This is a genomic window from Nioella nitratireducens (assembly GCF_001879715.1).
GTDB lineage: Bacteria > Pseudomonadota > Alphaproteobacteria > Rhodobacterales > Rhodobacteraceae > Nioella > Nioella nitratireducens.
Map to the genome: position 1 here is coordinate 135,556 of NZ_MNBW01000001.1, position 17,485 is coordinate 153,040.

15 protein-coding genes are annotated in these 17,485 nt (G+C 65.6%); 9 read left to right on the forward strand and 6 right to left on the reverse strand.

Annotated elements, in window-relative coordinates; all coding sequences use genetic code 11:
* Positions 1–11: 11 nt before the first annotated feature.
* Both BKY27_RS00655 and BKY27_RS00660 read left to right on the forward strand, forming a co-directional pair.
* Complete coding sequence (locus BKY27_RS00655; RefSeq protein ID WP_071672486.1) at positions 12–884, forward strand: glycosyltransferase family 2 protein; 873 nt, start codon at positions 12–14, stop codon at positions 882–884.
* Between the two features lie 169 nt (positions 885–1,053).
* The gene (locus tag BKY27_RS00660) at positions 1,054–3,165 is read left to right on the forward strand and encodes a DEAD/DEAH box helicase (protein ID WP_071672487.1); all 2,112 of its coding nucleotides are present in this window, start codon (positions 1,054–1,056) and stop codon (positions 3,163–3,165) included.
* Positions 3,166–3,225: 60 nt separating this feature from the next.
* Here the strand turns inward: BKY27_RS00660 and BKY27_RS00665 are convergent, their stop codons facing one another.
* The 5 genes from BKY27_RS00665 to BKY27_RS00685 form a co-directional block, all read right to left on the reverse strand.
* Positions 3,226–3,684 (reverse strand): Hsp20 family protein, encoded by a 459-nt coding sequence (locus tag BKY27_RS00665; protein WP_071672488.1) that lies wholly within the window; start codon positions 3,682–3,684, stop codon positions 3,226–3,228.
* A gap of 129 nt (positions 3,685–3,813) precedes the next feature.
* On the reverse strand, positions 3,814–4,647 hold the full coding sequence (locus BKY27_RS00670) for a trypsin-like serine peptidase (protein ID WP_071672489.1): 834 nt from the start codon (positions 4,645–4,647) through the stop codon (positions 3,814–3,816).
* 63 nt (positions 4,648–4,710) lie between these two features.
* Positions 4,711–6,027, reverse strand: coding sequence for a glycolate oxidase subunit GlcF (gene glcF, locus BKY27_RS00675; RefSeq protein ID WP_071672490.1), 1,317 nt, complete (start codon positions 6,025–6,027; stop codon positions 4,711–4,713).
* Positions 6,027–7,151, reverse strand: coding sequence for an FAD-binding protein (locus tag BKY27_RS00680; protein ID WP_071672658.1), 1,125 nt, complete (start codon positions 7,149–7,151; stop codon positions 6,027–6,029). Before BKY27_RS00680 ends, glcF begins: the two co-directional genes overlap by 1 nt.
* A gap of 77 nt (positions 7,152–7,228) precedes the next feature.
* Positions 7,229–8,668, reverse strand: coding sequence for an FAD-linked oxidase C-terminal domain-containing protein (locus BKY27_RS00685; RefSeq protein WP_071672491.1), 1,440 nt, complete (start codon positions 8,666–8,668; stop codon positions 7,229–7,231).
* A gap of 80 nt (positions 8,669–8,748) precedes the next feature.
* Here BKY27_RS00685 and BKY27_RS00690 point away from each other — a divergent pair, with 80 nt between their 5' ends.
* The 4 genes from BKY27_RS00690 to BKY27_RS00705 all read left to right on the forward strand — a co-directional run bounded on the left by BKY27_RS00690 (position 8,749) and on the right by BKY27_RS00705 (position 12,118).
* On the forward strand, positions 8,749–9,477 hold the full coding sequence (locus tag BKY27_RS00690; protein WP_071672492.1) for a DUF599 domain-containing protein: 729 nt from the start codon (positions 8,749–8,751) through the stop codon (positions 9,475–9,477).
* A gap of 66 nt (positions 9,478–9,543) precedes the next feature.
* Positions 9,544–10,494 (forward strand): agmatinase, encoded by a 951-nt coding sequence (gene speB / locus BKY27_RS00695; protein WP_071672493.1) that lies wholly within the window; start codon positions 9,544–9,546, stop codon positions 10,492–10,494.
* A 73-nt stretch (positions 10,495–10,567) separates the two neighbouring features.
* On the forward strand, positions 10,568–11,365 hold the full coding sequence (locus BKY27_RS00700) for a crotonase/enoyl-CoA hydratase family protein (protein ID WP_071672494.1): 798 nt from the start codon (positions 10,568–10,570) through the stop codon (positions 11,363–11,365).
* An 81-nt stretch (positions 11,366–11,446) separates the two neighbouring features.
* A complete protein-coding gene (locus tag BKY27_RS00705) occupies positions 11,447–12,118 on the forward strand; it encodes a methyltransferase domain-containing protein (RefSeq protein ID WP_071672495.1) in 672 nt (223 codons plus the stop codon).
* Positions 12,119–12,152: 34 nt separating this feature from the next.
* Here the strand turns inward: BKY27_RS00705 and BKY27_RS00710 are convergent, their stop codons facing one another.
* The gene (locus BKY27_RS00710; protein WP_071672496.1) at positions 12,153–12,743 is read right to left on the reverse strand and encodes a DUF1285 domain-containing protein; all 591 of its coding nucleotides are present in this window, start codon (positions 12,741–12,743) and stop codon (positions 12,153–12,155) included.
* A gap of 73 nt (positions 12,744–12,816) precedes the next feature.
* On the opposite strand from BKY27_RS00710, the gene BKY27_RS00715 reads away from it, so the two are divergent.
* From BKY27_RS00715 to BKY27_RS00725, 3 genes are read left to right on the forward strand one after another with little or no spacing between them, the layout of a single operon-like run.
* Positions 12,817–13,824: an AAA family ATPase gene (locus BKY27_RS00715; RefSeq protein ID WP_071672497.1), complete on the forward strand. Its 1,008-nt coding sequence runs from the start codon at positions 12,817–12,819 to the stop codon at positions 13,822–13,824.
* Complete coding sequence (locus BKY27_RS00720) at positions 13,821–14,717, forward strand: DUF58 domain-containing protein (RefSeq protein WP_071672498.1); 897 nt, start codon at positions 13,821–13,823, stop codon at positions 14,715–14,717. The genes BKY27_RS00715 and BKY27_RS00720 overlap by 4 nt, the downstream gene beginning before the upstream one ends.
* A complete protein-coding gene (locus BKY27_RS00725; RefSeq protein ID WP_071672499.1) occupies positions 14,714–17,485 on the forward strand; it encodes a DUF4159 domain-containing protein in 2,772 nt (923 codons plus the stop codon). The genes BKY27_RS00720 and BKY27_RS00725 overlap by 4 nt, the downstream gene beginning before the upstream one ends.

Genomic DNA, 17,485 nt, shown 5'->3' on the forward strand with positions numbered 1-17,485 from the left:
GATACCGGCAGATGATCCATTCCTCATTGGCAAGCTTCGCGGCACATGCGCGGGCCACCCCCCTCGGCAAGGGGCCGTTTGCCATTGTCATCGCTGAAGACGCCGTCGAACTGGATTCGACCCTCGATCACCTGACCCATCTGGGCTTTCGCCGCATCTTCCTGCTGGCGCCAGAAGAGGTGAGCCTGCCCGACAGCTTGGCCGATCCAGAGATCATCGACGTGATCCGCCATCGCACCCGCTTGCCCGGCACCGCACAAGAGGCCGTGAATACGCTGATCCGCCTCGTGCCGGGGGAATGGCTGCATTACTGCTATAATGCCGAATACCTGTTTTACCCGTTCTGCGAACAACGCCGGGTCGGCGAGGCCGTGGCCTTTGTGATGGAAGAGCGGCGCGACACGGTGCTTGGCTATATCGTCGACCTTTACGCCGAAGACCTGACACTCTACCCGAACGCCGTTTCGCTTGAGACCGCGCATATGGACGGTTCGGGCTATTTCGCGGAAACCCGCCGCAACGAAGATGGCGAGGTGCTGGAGCGGCAACTCAATTTCTTCGGCGGGCTTCGGTGGCGGTTCGAAGAACATGTCCCCGAGACCAAGCGCCATATCGGACGCCCCGCCCTGTTTCAGGCGGTCGAAGGGTTGCGGCTGCGCGAGAACAACACGCTCTCGGTCGAAGAGATGAACACCTATACCTGCGCATGGCACAATTCGATGTCGGCGGCGATCTGTTCCTTTCGCGTGGCCAAGGCGCTGCGCGCCAACCCCGGATCACGCCATGACGTGGACAATTTCAGCTGGCACAAATCGGCCCGGTTCTACTGGTCGTCGCGGCAGTTGATGGACCTGGGCCTGATGGAACCGGGGCAGTGGTTCTGACGCCGGTCGCGCTTGGGTGGGCTGGAGGGGCTTTGGCCCGCTCGCGCACAGCAGACCAAACGGGCCCGTTGACCCGTGACACATAATCTTTGATGGACAATGCCCGCGTTCACCGGTAGTGACCGCGCTTTGCGCCTGCCCGCGCGCTGACCTCGCTGGACCTGCCCCCATGATCTCGACCCTTTCCGACGCCCTTGCCGAGCGCGGCTATGAAACCCTGACTGCCGTGCAAGAGGCCGTCACCGCCCCCGAGTTGGAAAACGCCGACCTTCTGGTGTCAGCGCAAACCGGATCGGGCAAGACCGTGGGCTTTGGCCTTGCCATCGCCAAGACGCTGATGGGCGAAGAGGCACGGCTTGGCGCGGCGGCCGCACCGCTGGCACTGGTCGTCGCGCCGACACGGGAACTGGCGCTTCAGGTGCAGCGCGAACTGGCGTGGCTCTACGGTAAGGCGGGCGCGCGCGTCGTGTCATGTATCGGCGGCATGGATGCGCGCGAAGAACGCCGCGCGCTGGATCGTGGGGCCCATATCGTCGTTGGCACGCCGGGCCGCCTGCGCGACCACATCACCCGCGGCTCGCTGGACCTGACCGACATTCGTGCCGTGGTGCTGGACGAGGCGGACGAGATGCTCGATCTCGGATTCCGCGAAGACCTCGAATTCATGCTTGGCGAAGCGCCCGAAGATCGCCGCACCCTGATGTTCTCGGCCACCGTGCCACGCACCATCGCGGAAATGGCCAAGCAGTTTCAGCGCGACGCCGTGCGTGTCACCACCCTGACCGGCGGCAGCCAACATGCCGACATTGCCTATCAACTGGTGCAGGTCGCCCCCCGCGACGCGGAAAACGCGATCATCAACCTCTTGCGATTTCATGACTCGCAGACCGCCATCGTCTTTGCCAACACCCGTGCCGCCGTGGCCCACCTGACCGCCCGCTTTGCCAATCGCGGCATGTCGGTGGTCAGCCTGTCGGGGGAGCTGAGCCAGGATGAACGCAGCCACGCGCTGCAAGCGCTGCGCGACGGGCGGGCACGGGTGTGCGTGGCGACCGATGTGGCCGCGCGCGGCATCGACCTGCCGAACCTCGATCTGGTGATCCATGCCGATCTGCCCACGAATACCGAAGCCCTCTTGCACCGTTCGGGTCGCACGGGCCGCGCCGGGCGCAAGGGCATTTCGGCGCTGATCGTGCCGGACAAGGCGACGAACAAGGCCAGCCGCCTGCTGAAATGGGCCAAGATCGAAGGGGAATGGGTGACCGCGCCCACGCCCGATGAAATCCTTTCGAAAGACGAAGCGCGCCTGCTGGAAGACCCGGCATGGGGGGCGGACCTGACCGAAAGCGAGGCTGCATTCGCCGCCACCTTGCTGGCGCAGCACAGCCCGGAACAAGTGGCAGCGGCGTGCCTCAGGCTCTACCGTGCCAAGCTGTCCGCCCCGGAAGAGGTCGCTACCGGCACCAGCACCCCGCCCCGCGACCCGCGCGCCTCGTTCGGGCCATCGGCTTGGGTGTCGCTTTCAATCGGGCGCGACAAGGGGGCAGAGCCGCGCTGGCTGTTGCCGCTTCTGTGTCGCGCGGGGGGGCTCGACAAAGGCCAGATCGGCAAGATCCGGGTGCAGGACACGGCGACCTTCGTGGAATTGCAGGCACCGGCGGTCGCGGATTTCCTCGCCCAGCTCGGCCCCGGTGGCCTGTTGGAAGAGGACGTGCGGGCGACGGTTCTGGACAACGCCCCCGACATCGCCGCCCGCCCACGCCCACAGGGCGACCGACCGCGCGGCGACAAACCCCGGTTCGACAAGCCGCGAGACGACAAACCGCGCGCGGCCAAGCCCCGCGATGACCGTCCCCGCGGCGACAGGCCTCATTCCGACCGGCCCCGCGCCGACAAACCCGGCTGGGGCAAGCCGACGGACGAGCGCCCCCGCGCCGACCGGCCTCGCAGCGACAAGCCGCGCGATGATCGGCCCCGTGCCGACAAACCGCGCTCCGACAAACCGAAATGGGACAAGCCCCGCAAGGATGGCCCGCGCCCTGACCGTAAAAGCACAGACACCCCGGCCCGCAAACCCGCCAAGGCAAAACCCGACGCAGCCGCCCCGGCAAAACCGGCCGAGAAGCCCCGCGCCAAGGCCAACCCGGCCCTCAGCGCCTCGCAATCGCTGCGCAGCAAGGACGGCGCCCGCAAGCCCCGCCAGAAGACCGCCGGGTATGACAGCCCCAAGCGTGGCCCGAAACCCGGCGGCAAGGGCAAACCCGGCAAGCCGCGCTCTTGATCAACGAAAAAGGCGCGGCCCTGAAGGACCGCGCCAAGAGACGAAGGGATTGCCTGAAACTCAGGCGGTCTCACCTTCCAGCGCCGGAACCCCGGCGTCAGAGGTGATCTCGATGCGGCGCGGTTTCAGCGCCTCGGGCACTTCGCGCACAAGGTCGATGTGCAACATGCCGTTTTCATGGGTGGCCCCGGTCACGCGGACATGATCGGCCAAGGTAAAGCGCTTTTCAAAGGCACGGGTGGCAATTCCGCGATGCAGGTAGGTGCGTTGCTCTTCTTCCTTGGCCTTGCGGGCCGAGACGTGGAGCGCGTTTTCGCGTTGCTCGACAGTCAGGTCGTCGCCGGAAAAACCCGCAACGGCGATGGAGATGCGATAGGCGTTCTCGTCCGTCTTTTCGATATTGTAGGGGGGGTAGGTGCTGGTGCCGATATCCTGTGTCATCACCCGGTCCAGCATGTCGGCCATGCGGTCGAAACCAACGGTAGCACGGAAAAGCGGCGAATAGTCATGAGTGCGCATTTGGGTCATCCTCTTTCTTTGAGCGATACCAACTGTGAAGGGCGGTCGGTTCAGCGACCCGCCCGGTGGACGACCGGCCCCAATCGGGCACCGGCCATGTCAAGGATTTGGGGAGCGGTTTTCGCCGGTTCAAGGGGTGACGCGAATGAAGCGCGCGCCAAGGTCGTTCTGCCCGTTCTGACCCGCGGTCAGGGTGCGGATCCGGGGCGCTTCACGACTGAAGACATCGTCGGTCCGGTCCAGAAGGTCCAGAACCGGTGCCAGCCCGCCGCGCAGATCGACCGACAGGGCCACGGGATCACTGCGCCACTGTGCCATGGCCGAGATCACGCCGACAACGCCGACGTGCCCGCTACTGCTGCCAAAGACCGGCGACCCTGACGATCCGGGGTCGACATGACAGCTGAGCACTTGCATTGCACCGTCGGTGCTTTCCACAGAGCAGCCCTCTTCCAACGAAGCATGGTCCGATCGCCCGCGCCCGTAGGACACCACTCGCACCAACTGGCCTGCCTCGGCGCGGCCACGGGCCGGGATCGGCTGGATCTGGCCCGACGGAATCGCCCGATCCAGTTCCAACACCGCGACGTCGCGGCGCACGCGATCCAAGTCATCCGGTAAATCATAGGCATACTCCGGATGCACCACCGCACGGCGCACGGCGCGATAGGCCAATGGCTGACCGGCGCGCAGCCCGGCGCTGTAATGCATTCCCGCCAGTGGCACGCGGTCTCCGGTTTCAGGGTTGAACAGGCAATGGGCCGCCGTCAGCACCAGATCGGTGGCGATCAGCGTGCCGGTGCAATAGCCCGTCCCGGTATCGACCCGCCCGACGGCCTGCCATTGGCGTTCGTCGCCCTGCCCGGTGACGGCACGCAACGCCGGGCCGTCGGGGTCGATGGTCGGCAACCCCTGCGCCGCAGCGGCAGAGGCAAGGAACAGCCAGATCAAGATGGCACGCATCACGGGTCTCCGGTCACGGGTCGCGTCACTCTGACAGCGGAGTCGGGCGAAAGTTTGGCCCCGCTAGCGCAGGATCGGCACTGCCTGTTTGCCCTCGGCATCCAGCGCCGCCGGGCGCGGCCCGCCGGTGGCCCAATCGAGCAACTCCACCGTATGGACGATCGGCACCTCGGTGCCCGACCCGATCTGCATCATGCAGCCGATATTGCCCGCCGCGATGATGTCGGGGGCCTTCGCCTCCAGCGTGCGGATCTTGCGCGCCTTCAGCTTGGCCGAGATCTCGGGCTGAAGCAGGTTATAGGTGCCCGCCGACCCGCAACACAGGTGCGAATCCGCAGGTTCAACCACCCTGTAGCCCGCCCGCTTCAGCAAATCCTTGGGAAAGGTCTTGATCTGCTGGCCATGCTGCAACGAACAGGCCGCGTGATAGGCCACGGTCAGGCCCTTTTCACCGCCCTCAGGCAGATCAAGCTGCATCAACAGTTCCGAGACATCCATGGTAATGCCAGAAACCGCCGCCGCGTCCTCGGCCAGCGCATCGTTGCGGAACATGTGCCCGTAATCCTTGACGGTCGTGCCGCAGCCGCTGGTGTTGATGACGATGGCATCCAACCCCGCGCCCGCCATCTCGGCCGTCCACGCACGGATGTTCTTCGCCGCCGACGCGTGGCTTTCCGCTGCCTTGCCCATGTGATGGGTCAGCGCCCCGCAGCAGCCCTGCCCCTTGGGCACAACCACCTCGCATCCCAACCGTCGCAGCAGCCGGATCGTGGAGTCGTTGATATCGGTGTTCAGCGCCTTCTGCGCACAGCCCGTCATCAGCACCACCCGCTTCTTGCGCGCTCCGATGGCCGGGAAGACCTGCGCATCGTCATTGCGGCTGACCGGCGGGATTTGCTTGGGCGCCATCGCCAGCATCGCCCTGAGCCGCGCGTCGGGAACAAGTCCCGCAAAAGGCCGCCCGATCTTGGCCCCCAGCAGCGCCAGCCGGAACCGGCCCGGATAGGGGATGATCCGCGCCAGCGTCCAGCGCAAGAGCCGGTCCATCAGCGGGCGTTTGTAGGTCTTCTCGATATGCTCCCGCGCATGATCGACCAGGTGCATGTAGTGCACGCCCGAGGGACAGGTCGTCATGCAGGCCAGGCAGGACAGACAGCGGTCAATATGCTTGACGGTCTTTTCATCGGCAGGCCGCCCGCTTTCCAGCATATCTTTTATAAGATAGATCCGCCCCCGCGGACTATCCAGTTCATCCCCCAGTACCTGGTAGGTCGGGCAGGTCGCCGTGCAAAACCCGCAATGCACGCAGGCGCGCAGGATCTCGTTCGACCGGGCCAGCCCCGGGTCTTGCAACTGGTCGTCAGTGAAAAAAGTCTGCATCAGCTCATGATCCCCGGATTGAGAATGCCTTTCGGATCGAATTGCCGTCGCAAGCCTTCGGTCAGGGCGGCCACCGGGGCGGGCTCGGGCTGGAAGACCGGCAGGCTTGCCCGTGTCTCTTCGCGTGCCCGGATCAGCGTGGCATGTCCGGCGAAATCCCCAAGCTGGGCGCGCAAGTCCGTGCCCGGTGCGACCAACACCCAGACCAGCCCGCCGCCCCAATCGAACAGCACGTCCCCTCCGGCCCGTGCCGCGATGTCCGGCCCATCCGAAGGCTTGACCGAAACCCGCCAGACGTCGCCATCCCGCCCGTGGAACGGCTCCACATCCCGCACCGATTGCCAGGCCGCCGCCACCCGCACCGGATCGGTCTCGACCGTGATCTCTCCGTCCCCCGCCAACAGCTCCTTCAGCTTGGCGGACCGATAGGCGACGCTGTCGGCAAACCCTTCCAGCCGCAGCATCGTCACCGGATGCCCGTCCACCCCCGCAGGCGTATGCGCCGCGCCCGACACCTCGAAAGGCGATCCCAAAGCCCGTGACATCGCCGCCACCGCCGCGCCGTTGGACAGGCCATTGATCACCACACAGGCCTGCGTTTCCACTCCCGGCAGAACCTTGAACGCCACCTCGGTCAGAACGCCCAATGTGCCATGGCTGCCCGCCATCAGCTTCACCAGGTCATAGCCGGTGACATTCTTCATCACCCGGCCGCCGTTCTTCACCACCGTGCCGCGCCCATCGACGAACCGCACCCCGATCAGCGAATCCCGGCACGCCCCCGCCTGAACGCGCCGCGGTCCCGAGACATTGACCGCCACTAACCCGCCAATGGTCGGATCGCCCTCGGTGCCCAGCAATCCCCGGTGATCCATCGGCTCGAACGGCAACCGCTGATTTTCCGCCGCCAACGCCACCTGCACCTCTGCCAGGGGCGTCCCGGCCTTCACGACGATGGTCAGCGCTCCCGGCTCGTAAAGCTCGATGCCCGCCAGCCCGGCGGTGCTCAGCCCCTCGCCCACCACAGGGCGCCCGATGGCGCGTGTCCCGCCTCCGACGAGGCGCAGGGGCCCCTCGGCCCCGGCCACTGCCTCGCTCATTTCGCGTTCATCGACCGGGCTCAGCATGACAGGCGCCCTTCCTTCTTCTTTGTGAAAATACTCCCGGGGGTGCGGGGGCTGGCCCCCGCCGGTCGCCGCCGTCAGGCGGCGACACCCCGATGGGCATCGGACACCGCCAGCGGAAACACCTTGGCCGGGTTCAGCAGCCATGTCGGGTCGAACACGTCCTTGACCCGCATCTGCGCCTGCATGTCGTCGTCTGAAAATTGCGACCCCATCAGATCCCGTTTCTCGATCCCCACGCCATGTTCGCCGGTCAGGCACCCGCCCACCTCGACGCAGAGCTTCAGGATGTCCGCCCCGAAGGCCTCGCATTTTTCGAGATCGCCCGGCTTGTTGGCATCGAACAGGATCAGCGGGTGCATGTTGCCATCACCCGCATGGAAAACATTGCCGACATCCAACCCGTAGTCCTTCGACATTTCGCCGATCCGGCGCAGGACATATGGCAATTCGTTCACCGGAATGGTCCCGTCGAGGCACATGTAATCGTTGATCTGCCCCATTGCGCCAAAGGCCGATTTCCGCCCCAGCCAGATCCGCGCGCTTTCCTCCGCCGATCGGCTTTCGCGCAGTTCCACCGGGTTGTGTTTGCGGGCGATCTGGCTGATGACGCCCAATTGAGCGTCGATTTCGGTATCCGAGCCCTCAACCTCGACGATCAGCAGCGCCTCGCAGTCGGGATAGCCCGCCTTGGCGAAATCCTCGGTCGCGCGGATGCAGGGACGGTCCATGAACTCGATCGCTACCGGCAGCACGCCCGCCTTGATGATGTCGCTGACGCATTGCCCGGCGACCTCGTTCGAGTCGTAGCCGATCAGAACCGGCCGCGCCCCTTCCGGCTTGGGCAGGATGCGCAGGGTGGCTTCCGTCACCACGCCAAGCTGCCCTTCAGATCCGCAGATCAGCCCCAGCAGGTCCAGCCCGCCCGCATCCAGATGCGCGCCGCCGATCTCGACCACGGTGCCGTCCATCTGCACCAGCGTCACGCCAAGCAGGTTGTTGGTCGTTACACCGTATTTAAGGCAATGCGCCCCGCCGGAATTCATTGCGATATTGCCGGCAATGGCGCAGGCAAGCTGGCTGGAGGGGTCCGGCGCGTAGAAGAACCCGTCGGTTTCCACCGCGCCGGTGACGCTCAGATTCGTGCGCCCGGTCTGCACCCGGATAAAGCGGTTGTCATAGTCGGTCTCCAAGACCTCGTTCATCCGAGCCACGCCAAGGATCACGCTGTCCGCGGTCGGCAACGCCCCGCCAGCCAGCGATGTGCCCGATCCGCGCGGTACCACCGGCACGCCTTCTTCGTGGCAGATTTTCAGGATGGCCGCGACCTCTGCGGTCGATGACGGCAGCACGGCGGCAAGGGGCGCGCAACGATAAGCGGTCAACGCATCGCATTCATAGGCGCGCGTTTCCTCGGGCGCGTCGATCACCGCGTCGGCAGGCAGAACCCCGCGCAAACGGGCCACGATCCGCGCCTTGGCCGACAGGATCGCCGGGTTCGGGGCTGGCATCTCCATCGCATTCCTCCTCCGTTTGGTAAACAAATATAACCAATTTACCCCTATGGCAACAAAAACCCCTCGGCTAAGGATTGATAATGGACGTGATGGACCTGTTTGCACATTTCTCGTGGCTGGACCTTGCCGCGGTAATCCTCGCCTTCGGGTCGTGGGCCGTGCTTGGCCGCATGATCGAATCCGAACGGCTAAGCCGCCGCTCGGTCACGGTTCTGATGATGGAATATCGCCGCGACTGGATGCGAGAATTCATCACCCGCCAGCCGCGCATTTTCGACGCGTCGATTCTGGCCAACCTGCGCCAAAGCACCAGTTTCCTCGCCTCGGCCTCGATGATTGCCCTTGGCGGGCTGCTGGCCTTGATCGGCAATTCCGAGCCCCTGCTGGGGGTCGCGCGGGATTTCACGCTCGGCGCACCCGAGCGTGTGGTCGAGATCAAGCTGATGATCTGCGGCGTCTTCCTGCTGCAAGCGTTCCTGAAATTCGTCTGGGCTAACCGGCTGTTCGGCTACTGCGCCGTCATCATGTCGGCTGTGCCCAACGACCCGGAAGATCCCCGTGCCCTGCCCCGTGCCATGCAGGCGGCGGATATCAATATCCGTGCGGCCTTCAACTTCAACCGCGGGCTGCGGTCGCTCTACTTCTCGCTCGGGTCGCTGGCTTGGCTGTTGGGGCCGGTGCCGTTCCTCGTTGCCGTGGCGGTGGTGGCGCATCTGATCTGGTCGCGCGACTTTGCCTCGCATTCCCGGCGCATCCTGACCGACCCGCCCAAGCCCGACGGTCCGGCCCCGACCCGCGACCCCGGTTGATCCTGCCTTGCCATTCCGCGGTCGCCGGGCTTACCTCGGTCGGAACACCAGACGGAGGGACACCACATGGGCCACGGATACGAGAGCGGGCGGCTCAACCTGCCCTTCACCGGCATCGCCACCTTTGGCAAATATCCCTACCAGCCCGATTGGGATGCGTTGGAGGCAGACGTGGCCATCCTCGGCGCGCCCTTCGATTTCGGCACCCAGTGGCGGCCCGGTGCCCGCTTCGGCCCGCGCGCGATCCGCGAGGCGTCGACGTTGTTTTCCTTTGGCCATGCCGGGGCCTATGATCACGAGGACGGGGTGACCTATCTGGGCGCGGGCACGCGGATCGTGGACATGGGCGATGCCGATATCGTCCACACCGACACCGAGACCAGCCACGCCAATATCGAGGCGGGGGTGCGAGCCATCCTGGCCAAGGGAGCGATCCCGGTGGTTCTGGGTGGCGACCATTCGGTCAATATTCCCTGCATCCGCGCCTTTGCCGATCAGGGGCCGATCCATATCGTGCAGATCGACGCGCACCTTGATTTCGTCGATGAACGCCACGGGGTGCGTCACGGCCATGGCAACCCGATGCGAAGGGCGGCCGAGCAGGACCATGTCACCGGGCTGACGCAGCTTGGCATCCGCAACGTGTCCTCCACCGCCAAGGACGGCTATGACGACGCCGCGCGGATGGGGTCCGACATCTTGTCGGTCCGGCAGATGCGGGCGCTTGGGACAGAGGCACTTCTGGAGCGAATTCCGGCGGATGTTCCGCTTTACCTGACCATTGACATCGACGGGTTCGACCCCTCTATCGCGCCCGGCACCGGCACGCCCAGCCATGGCGGGTTCCTCTATTACGAGGTGCTGGAGGTGTTGGCGGCACTGGCCAGGCGGCAACCGATCGTCGGTGTCGATCTGGTCGAGGTCGCCCCGGCCTACGATCACACCGACACCACCGCGATCCTCGCCGCGCAACTTTTGCTCAACCTGATCGGTCGCGTCCTGCATGCGCAGGGGTGAGTCGACGCTTGGTCAGGCTTGACCGGGTAGGCGCACGGGTCTTCCCTGACGATCACCCCGAGGAGGACGCCCCATGCCCCAGCTTGTCGAGATCGTGAACCCCAAAGGCCCGGTGGCCGAATTGCGGCTGAACCGGCCCGCGAAGAAGAACGCGGTCACGCTGGAGCTGCTGGAAGAACTGGTGGCAGCCTGCGCCGCGCTCGCCGCCGCGCCCGGCTTGCGGGCCGTCATCCTTGCGGGCACGGGGGGCGATTTCAGCGCCGGCATGGATACCAGCGTGCTCATGTCCTTTGCAGGGGATATCGAGGGTATCAAGGCCGAAATGCTGGACCCGCCCGATGGCATCGCCAACCGGTTCCAGGCCCCGACCAAGGCCCTTGCCGACCTGCCCGTGCCCGTCATCGCCGCGATTGACGGGGTGTGCTTCGGAGCGGGTATCCAATTGGCGCTCGCCGCCGATTTTCGCATCGCCTCACCGGGCGCGAAACTCTCGATCATGGAGGCCAAATGGGGCCTCATCCCCGATATGGGCATCAGCCTGAGCCTGCCGAAACTGCTGCCCGCCGACCGCGCCAAGGCGCTGATCATGACTGCCCGCGTTCTGTCTGGGGAAGAGGCTTTGACCGAGGGGCTGATCACCCGCGTTGCCGACAATCCGCACGCCGCCGCGATGGCCTTCGCCGAAGATCTTGCCGCCCGCTCGCCCGATGCGATCCGCGCCGCCAAGACGCTTGTCGATCGCCTCTGGTCCGACACGCCCGTCGGTGGGCTGCGGCTGGAAGCCGAGTTGCAGGCGGCCCTGATGGGCGCGCCCAACCAGGTGGAAACGGTCATGGCGCAGATGCAGGGCCGCAAACCGGACTACCGCTGATCCGGGTCGTTGCCAGAGCGGGGGCCACGTGCCATCCTTTCGCCAGATCGTCCAGAAGACGACCCGAGCAGGAGACAGCCCATGCACCCAGAATCCGTCCGCTACATGCGCCAGTGCTTTCGCAAGCACGCAGCCGACCTGCCCAAGGGCACTGTGCTGGATGTCGGCGCGTGGTCGCCCGTCGCCAAGTACCGTCATATCTGGGAAGAAGGCGGCTGGACCTATGTCGGGCTGGACATGGAATTGCGCGAAAACGTGGATGTGAAGCTGGAAGACCCGTGGCTCTTTCCCTTCCCGTCCGACACGTTTGACGCGGTGATCAGCGGGCAAATGTTGGAGCATAACGAATTCTTCTGGCTGACCTTCGTCGAAATGGCCCGCGTGTTGAAACCCGGCGGCATCATGGTTCACATCGCGCCGTCACGCGGGCGACAGCATCGCGCGCCGCAAGATTGCTGGCGGTTCTATCGTGACGGGATGGACGCCTTGGCGAAATGGTCGGGTTGCGAGATTCTTGAGGCCACGACCGACTGGGACTCGGCCCATATCGCGGAATACGAGGCGCAAAATCCGCGAAAGGCCAAACGCCTGCGCCGCACCATGCGCAGCGAGGATACGGTCTGGGGCGACACAGTTGGCGTCTTTCGCAAGACCCAGGCCACGCAAGAGACCACCGCCGTCACCTACATGCGCGCGTTGCTGGACCGGGCCGAGGGGCGTGTCGAGGTCAGCGCCCCGGAGGGAGCGCCGTAGCGCCGCGACGCCGGGTCGCGCCGGCAGATCGGCTTCAGCCCTCCAACTCTCTGACCGGGATGATGGGGAAGAACGTCCCGGACGACCAGACGCCGAACATGTCGGTGCCGTCGACCTCCTTCGCCTCGCCAAGGTCGATCAGCCGGTAAAAGGTCTTGCGGTCGATCAATGCCTCCATCCCGGCGCGCACCATGACATAGGGCGACGGTTCACCAGTGTCATCGCGCACGATCCGAATGGGGGTCTCGGCGCTGGCGATCACCACGTCCTCGACATTGGTGGTAAAGGTGATGACCTGATCCTCGCCCGCGCCCGCAGCCTCCATGTCGACGGCCACGAAGGGCTTGTCGATCACCCGGATGCCCACTTTTTCAACCGGGGTGACAAGAAAATATTTTCCGTCCTCCAATTTCAGGATCGAGCTGAACAATTTGACCAGAGGGTAACGTCCGATAGGCGTGCCCATGTAGAACCACGTTCCGTCACGCTTGATTTCCATGTCCAGATCGCCACAGAAGTCGGGGGTCCACAGATGCACCGGCGGCAATTTGCCGTCCTTTTGAGCGGCTTTTGCCGCTGTCATCAGGCTTTCGGGGGTGGCTTTCACGATGTTTTGTCCGGTCATGCCTTTTGCCGTTTGAGCTTGCCGCAATAGTTGTCTTTACTGGCCAAACATAATCAATCCGCGGAGTATTGCCATGTCTGACCCAGAAAAGCTCGTGTCCGAGATCGAAACGCTCGGGGCGCGGCTGTCCGAGGCCAAGACTGCCATCGGCACGCGGATCATCGGGCAGGATGAGGTTGTTAACCTCGCCCTGGCGGCAATGCTGTCTGGCGGGCATGCCCTGTTGATGGGCCTGCCGGGGATGGGAAAGACGCTGTTGGTCGATACGCTGTCCACCGTCATGGGACTGTCCGAATCGCGCATTCAGTTCACGCCTGACCTGATGCCCGCCGATATCCTCGGCTCGGAAGTTCTTGAACCCGGCGCCGATGGCTCGCGCGCGTTTCGGTTCATCAAGGGCCCGATCTTTTGCCAGCTTCTGATGGCCGACGAGATCAACCGCGCCAGCCCGCGGACCCAGTCCGCGCTGCTGCAAGCGATGCAGGAGATGGAGGTGACCGTCGCAGGCGCGCACCATGCGCTGCCCCGGCCCTTCCACGTGCTCGCAACGCAGAACCCGATCGAGCAGGAGGGCACCTATCCCCTGCCCGAGGCGCAGCTTGACCGGTTCCTCGTGCGGATCGACGTGGATTACCCCGACCGCGACACCGAGCGCGGCATTCTTCTGGCCACCACCGGCACCGAGCGCGCCGAGGCCCACCAGGTCTTCGATGCTGCCGCCCTGATCGACGCGCAGGAAATCGTGCGCCGGATGCCCGTGGGCGACAGCGTGGTCGAGATGATCCTCGATCTGATTCGCGCCTGCCGCCCCGACGACCCGACAGCGCCGAATCTGGTGCGCGATCATGTTGCGTGGGGCCCCGGTCCACGCGCCGCGCAGGCGCTTATGTTGACTGTGCGGGCGCGGGCGCTTCTTGATGGCCGCCTCGCGCCCTCGCCCGAGGATGTGGCGGAACTGGCGCGCCCTGTCATGATGCACCGCATGGCCCTGTCATTTGCCGCCCGCGCCGAAGGCATTTCGCTGACCCAAGTGATCGACGAGGTGACCGCCCGTACCACGCGGGTCGAGGCCGCCGCTTGACCGAACCTGCGCGGCATACCCAAGAAACGCTTCGCTCCCGGTCAGAGAGCGTCGCAGGCAGCCTGCCCGCCCTTCTGGCGGATGCGCAGCATCTGGCGGCGACGATCCTGTTGGGAGAACATGGGCGAAAACGGCACGGCACCGGCGACGAGTTCTGGCAATATCGAAGCGCCGAGGCGGGGGATTCCCTACGTGCAATCGACTGGCGGCGATCGGCGCGGGCCGATGGGTTCTACGTCCGGCAGACGGAATGGAAGGCCGCGCAATCGGTGATGATCGGCGTCGATGACGGACAAAGCATGACCTATTCCGGCGCCAAGACGCGGCCCGCCAAACTGCGCCGGGCGCAGACGCTGGCCATGGCCCTGGCCATCCTTGCCATTCGCGGCGGCGAGCGGGTGGGACTGACCCGGATGCCCGACCCGCCAAGGGGCGGTGAGGCGCAATTGATGCGGATGGCCGCCGCCCTGATGGAAGAGACCGGGCCAGACGACTACGCCCTGCCCGCGCCGCAGATCCTGCCTGCTGGCGCGCGCGCGGTGTTCTTTTCCGATTTCCTCGGCGATCTTGCCCCGGTGGAACAGGCGCTCGGGCAGGCCGCGGACCGCGGTGTGAAAGGGGCGCTTGTGCAGGTTCTGGACCCGGACGAAGAGCGCTTTCCCTTTGACGGACGCACCGTATTTGAAAGCATGGCGGGCACGCTGCATTTCGAAACGCTCAAGGCCGGGGGGCTGCGCGCCGCCTATCTGCAACGGCTTGCCGCCCGAAAGGACGCGCTGAGGAAGATCGCGGCGCGCACCGGCTGGCGCTATCACTGCCATCACACTGGTGACACCGCCGAGCCGTCGCTGCTGTGGCTCTACCGCGCGTTGGAGAAAGGGGCAGCAGCATGATCGGCCCCATCGCCTTTTCCGCGCCGCTCCTGCTGCTGGCCCTTGTCGCGCTGCCGATCCTGTGGTGGCTGTTGCGCGCCGTGCCGCCCGCGCCGATCCGCCGCCGCTTTCCCGGGGTCGCGCTGCTCATAGGGCTCAAGGACGAGGACAGCCAGTCGGACAAGACCCCGTGGTGGCTGCTTCTGCTCCGCGTCCTGGCCGTGGCCGCCGTCATCATCGGCTTTGCAGGCCCCGTCCTGAACCCGCAAGAACAGCGCCCCTCGGACGGACCACTCTTGGTGGTGATGGATGCCTCTTGGGCCTCGGCCCGCGATTGGCCCGCTCGCATCGACCGCGCCCGCGCCCTGTTGGAGGAAGCGGGCCGCGACGGGCGCCCCGCGGCCTTGGTGCAACTGACAGACCTTCCGCCCGAGGGCGACATTCCGTTCCAATCGGCCAGTGCGTGGCTCTCCCGGCTCGACAATCTCGACCCCGCCCCCTTCGCCCCCGACATGCAGGCAGCGACCGCATGGGCCGAAGGGCTGGACACGGGCGTTGAGAGCTTCTGGTTTTCTGACGGCCTTGCCCGTGACAGCCGTGGCACGCTGCTTGCCGCCTTGCAGGCCGCAGGCCCTGTCACCGCTTTTCAGGGCGACCGCGATCTGCTGGCCCTCGCCTCGCCCCGGTTCGAAGACGGGATGGTCCGGGTGCCGATACGTCGTCTTGGTCAGATGGGCGCGCATGACATCACCATTCAGGGTTTTGGCCTCGACCCTGCCGGGATCGAACGGCAACTTGCACGAGAATCCCTGACAATTCCGGCGGGCGAAACCGCCGCCGAGTTGGACCTGTCCCTGCCCCCGGAACTGCGCAACCGCATCAGCCGCTTCCAGATCGCGGGCGAGCGAACGGCAGGCGCCGTGACCCTGACCGACGACGCGCTGCAACGCCGCCAAGTGGGCCTGATCGCTGGCGCGCAGGATCAAGAGGGGCAAGATCTGCTGTCGCCGCTGCATTACCTGCGTCAGGCCCTGTCGCCCACGGCGGACCTGATCGAGGTCAGCCTGCCCGACATGATCCTTGCCAGCCCCGACGTTATCATCCTTGCCGATGTCGCCCGCCTCGGCCCGGAAGAGACGGCAAACCTTCAGGATTGGGTCGAGCGTGGCGGTCTGCTGCTCCGCTTTGCCGGACCGCGCCTTGCGGGGTCTGACGTGGCGCGCGATGCCGCCGATCCGCTGATGCCCGTGCGCCTGCGCGAGGGCGGGCGCAGCGTTGGCGGCACCATGAGCTGGGGCGAACCCAAGGCCCTGCGCGCGTTCGACGAGGACTCGCCCTTTTACGGCCTGCCCGTGCCCGGCGACGTGCGGGTGACAAGCCAGGTATTGGCCCAACCGGACCCGGAACTGGCCGGGCGCACCATTGCCGCGCTGGCTGATGGCACGCCGCTGGTCACCCGCGCGCGACTTGGGCAGGGGCAGGTGGTGCTCTTCCACGTCACCGCCAATGCCGAATGGTCAACCCTGCCGCTGTCCGGCCTGTTCGTGCAGATGCTGGAACGGCTGGCCATTTCGACCCGGCCAATCGCCACTGACGCCAGCGATCTGGAGGGCATTACCTGGGTGCCCGAGGTGGTGCTTGACGGCTACGGCCAACGCCGCGACGCGGGGGCGTTGCCGGGCGTGACGGGCGAGGCACTGGCCACCGCGCCCCTGTCGGCAAATTTGCTGCCGGGGCTCTATTCCGGCACCGACCGCCGCGTCGCCCGCAACGTGGTCACCGCGGACACCACGCTCGCCGCCGCCGATTGGCCGCCCGATGTGACGGTGGAAGGCATGACCACGCGCGAGGCGCAAAACCTTGCGCGATGGTTCCTTTTCGGCGCACTGATCCTGCTGTTGATCGACTCGCTTGCCGCGCTCTGGCTGTCTGGCCGCCTGTCCGTCACCCTGCGCAAGGCCGGCACCGGCGCCGCCCTGCTGTTGGCTGCGACGCTGGCCCTCCCAGCAGACGCGCAGGACCTGTCGGACGAGGATATTCAGGCGCTGCTCGCCACGTCAGAGATCACTTTTGCCTATGTCGAAACCGGCGACGCGCGGCTGGACGAAACCTCTCGGGCCGGACTTTGGGGCCTCGGCCTGACACTGGCGCAGCGCACCTCGGTCGAACCGGCCGCTCCCATGGGCGTCGACCTGGAAACGGATGAGCTGGTCTTCTTCCCGCTCATTTATTGGCCGATCAGCCCCGACCAGCCCACACCCTCGGACGCCGCCTATGCCCGTCTCAACGCCTATCTGCGCGGCGGCGGGATGATCCTGTTCGACACGCGCGATGCAGATATTGGTGGCTTCGGCACCGCGACGCCCAATGGCCGCCGCCTGCGCGACCTGGCCGCGCCCCTGGCCATTCCGCCGTTAGAGCCGATCCCCGACGATCATGTCCTCACCCGCTCGTTCTACCTGCTACAGGACTTCCCCGGTCGCTTCGCCAGCCGCGATGTCTGGGTCGAGGCCGCGCCGCCCGATGCGGAGCAAGTCGAGGGGATGCCGTTCCGCAACCTCAATGACGGGGTGACACCGGTGGTGATCGGCGGCAATGACTGGGCCGCCGCATGGGCGGTGAACGAGGTCGGCCAGCCGATCTACCCGGTCGGGCGCGGCTTTGCCGGGGAACGCCAACGCGAAATCGCCTACCGCTTCGGGGTCAATCTGGTGATGCATGTGCTTTCGGGCAATTACAAATCAGATCAGGTCCATGTCCCGGCCCTGCTGGAACGGTTGGGGCAGTAA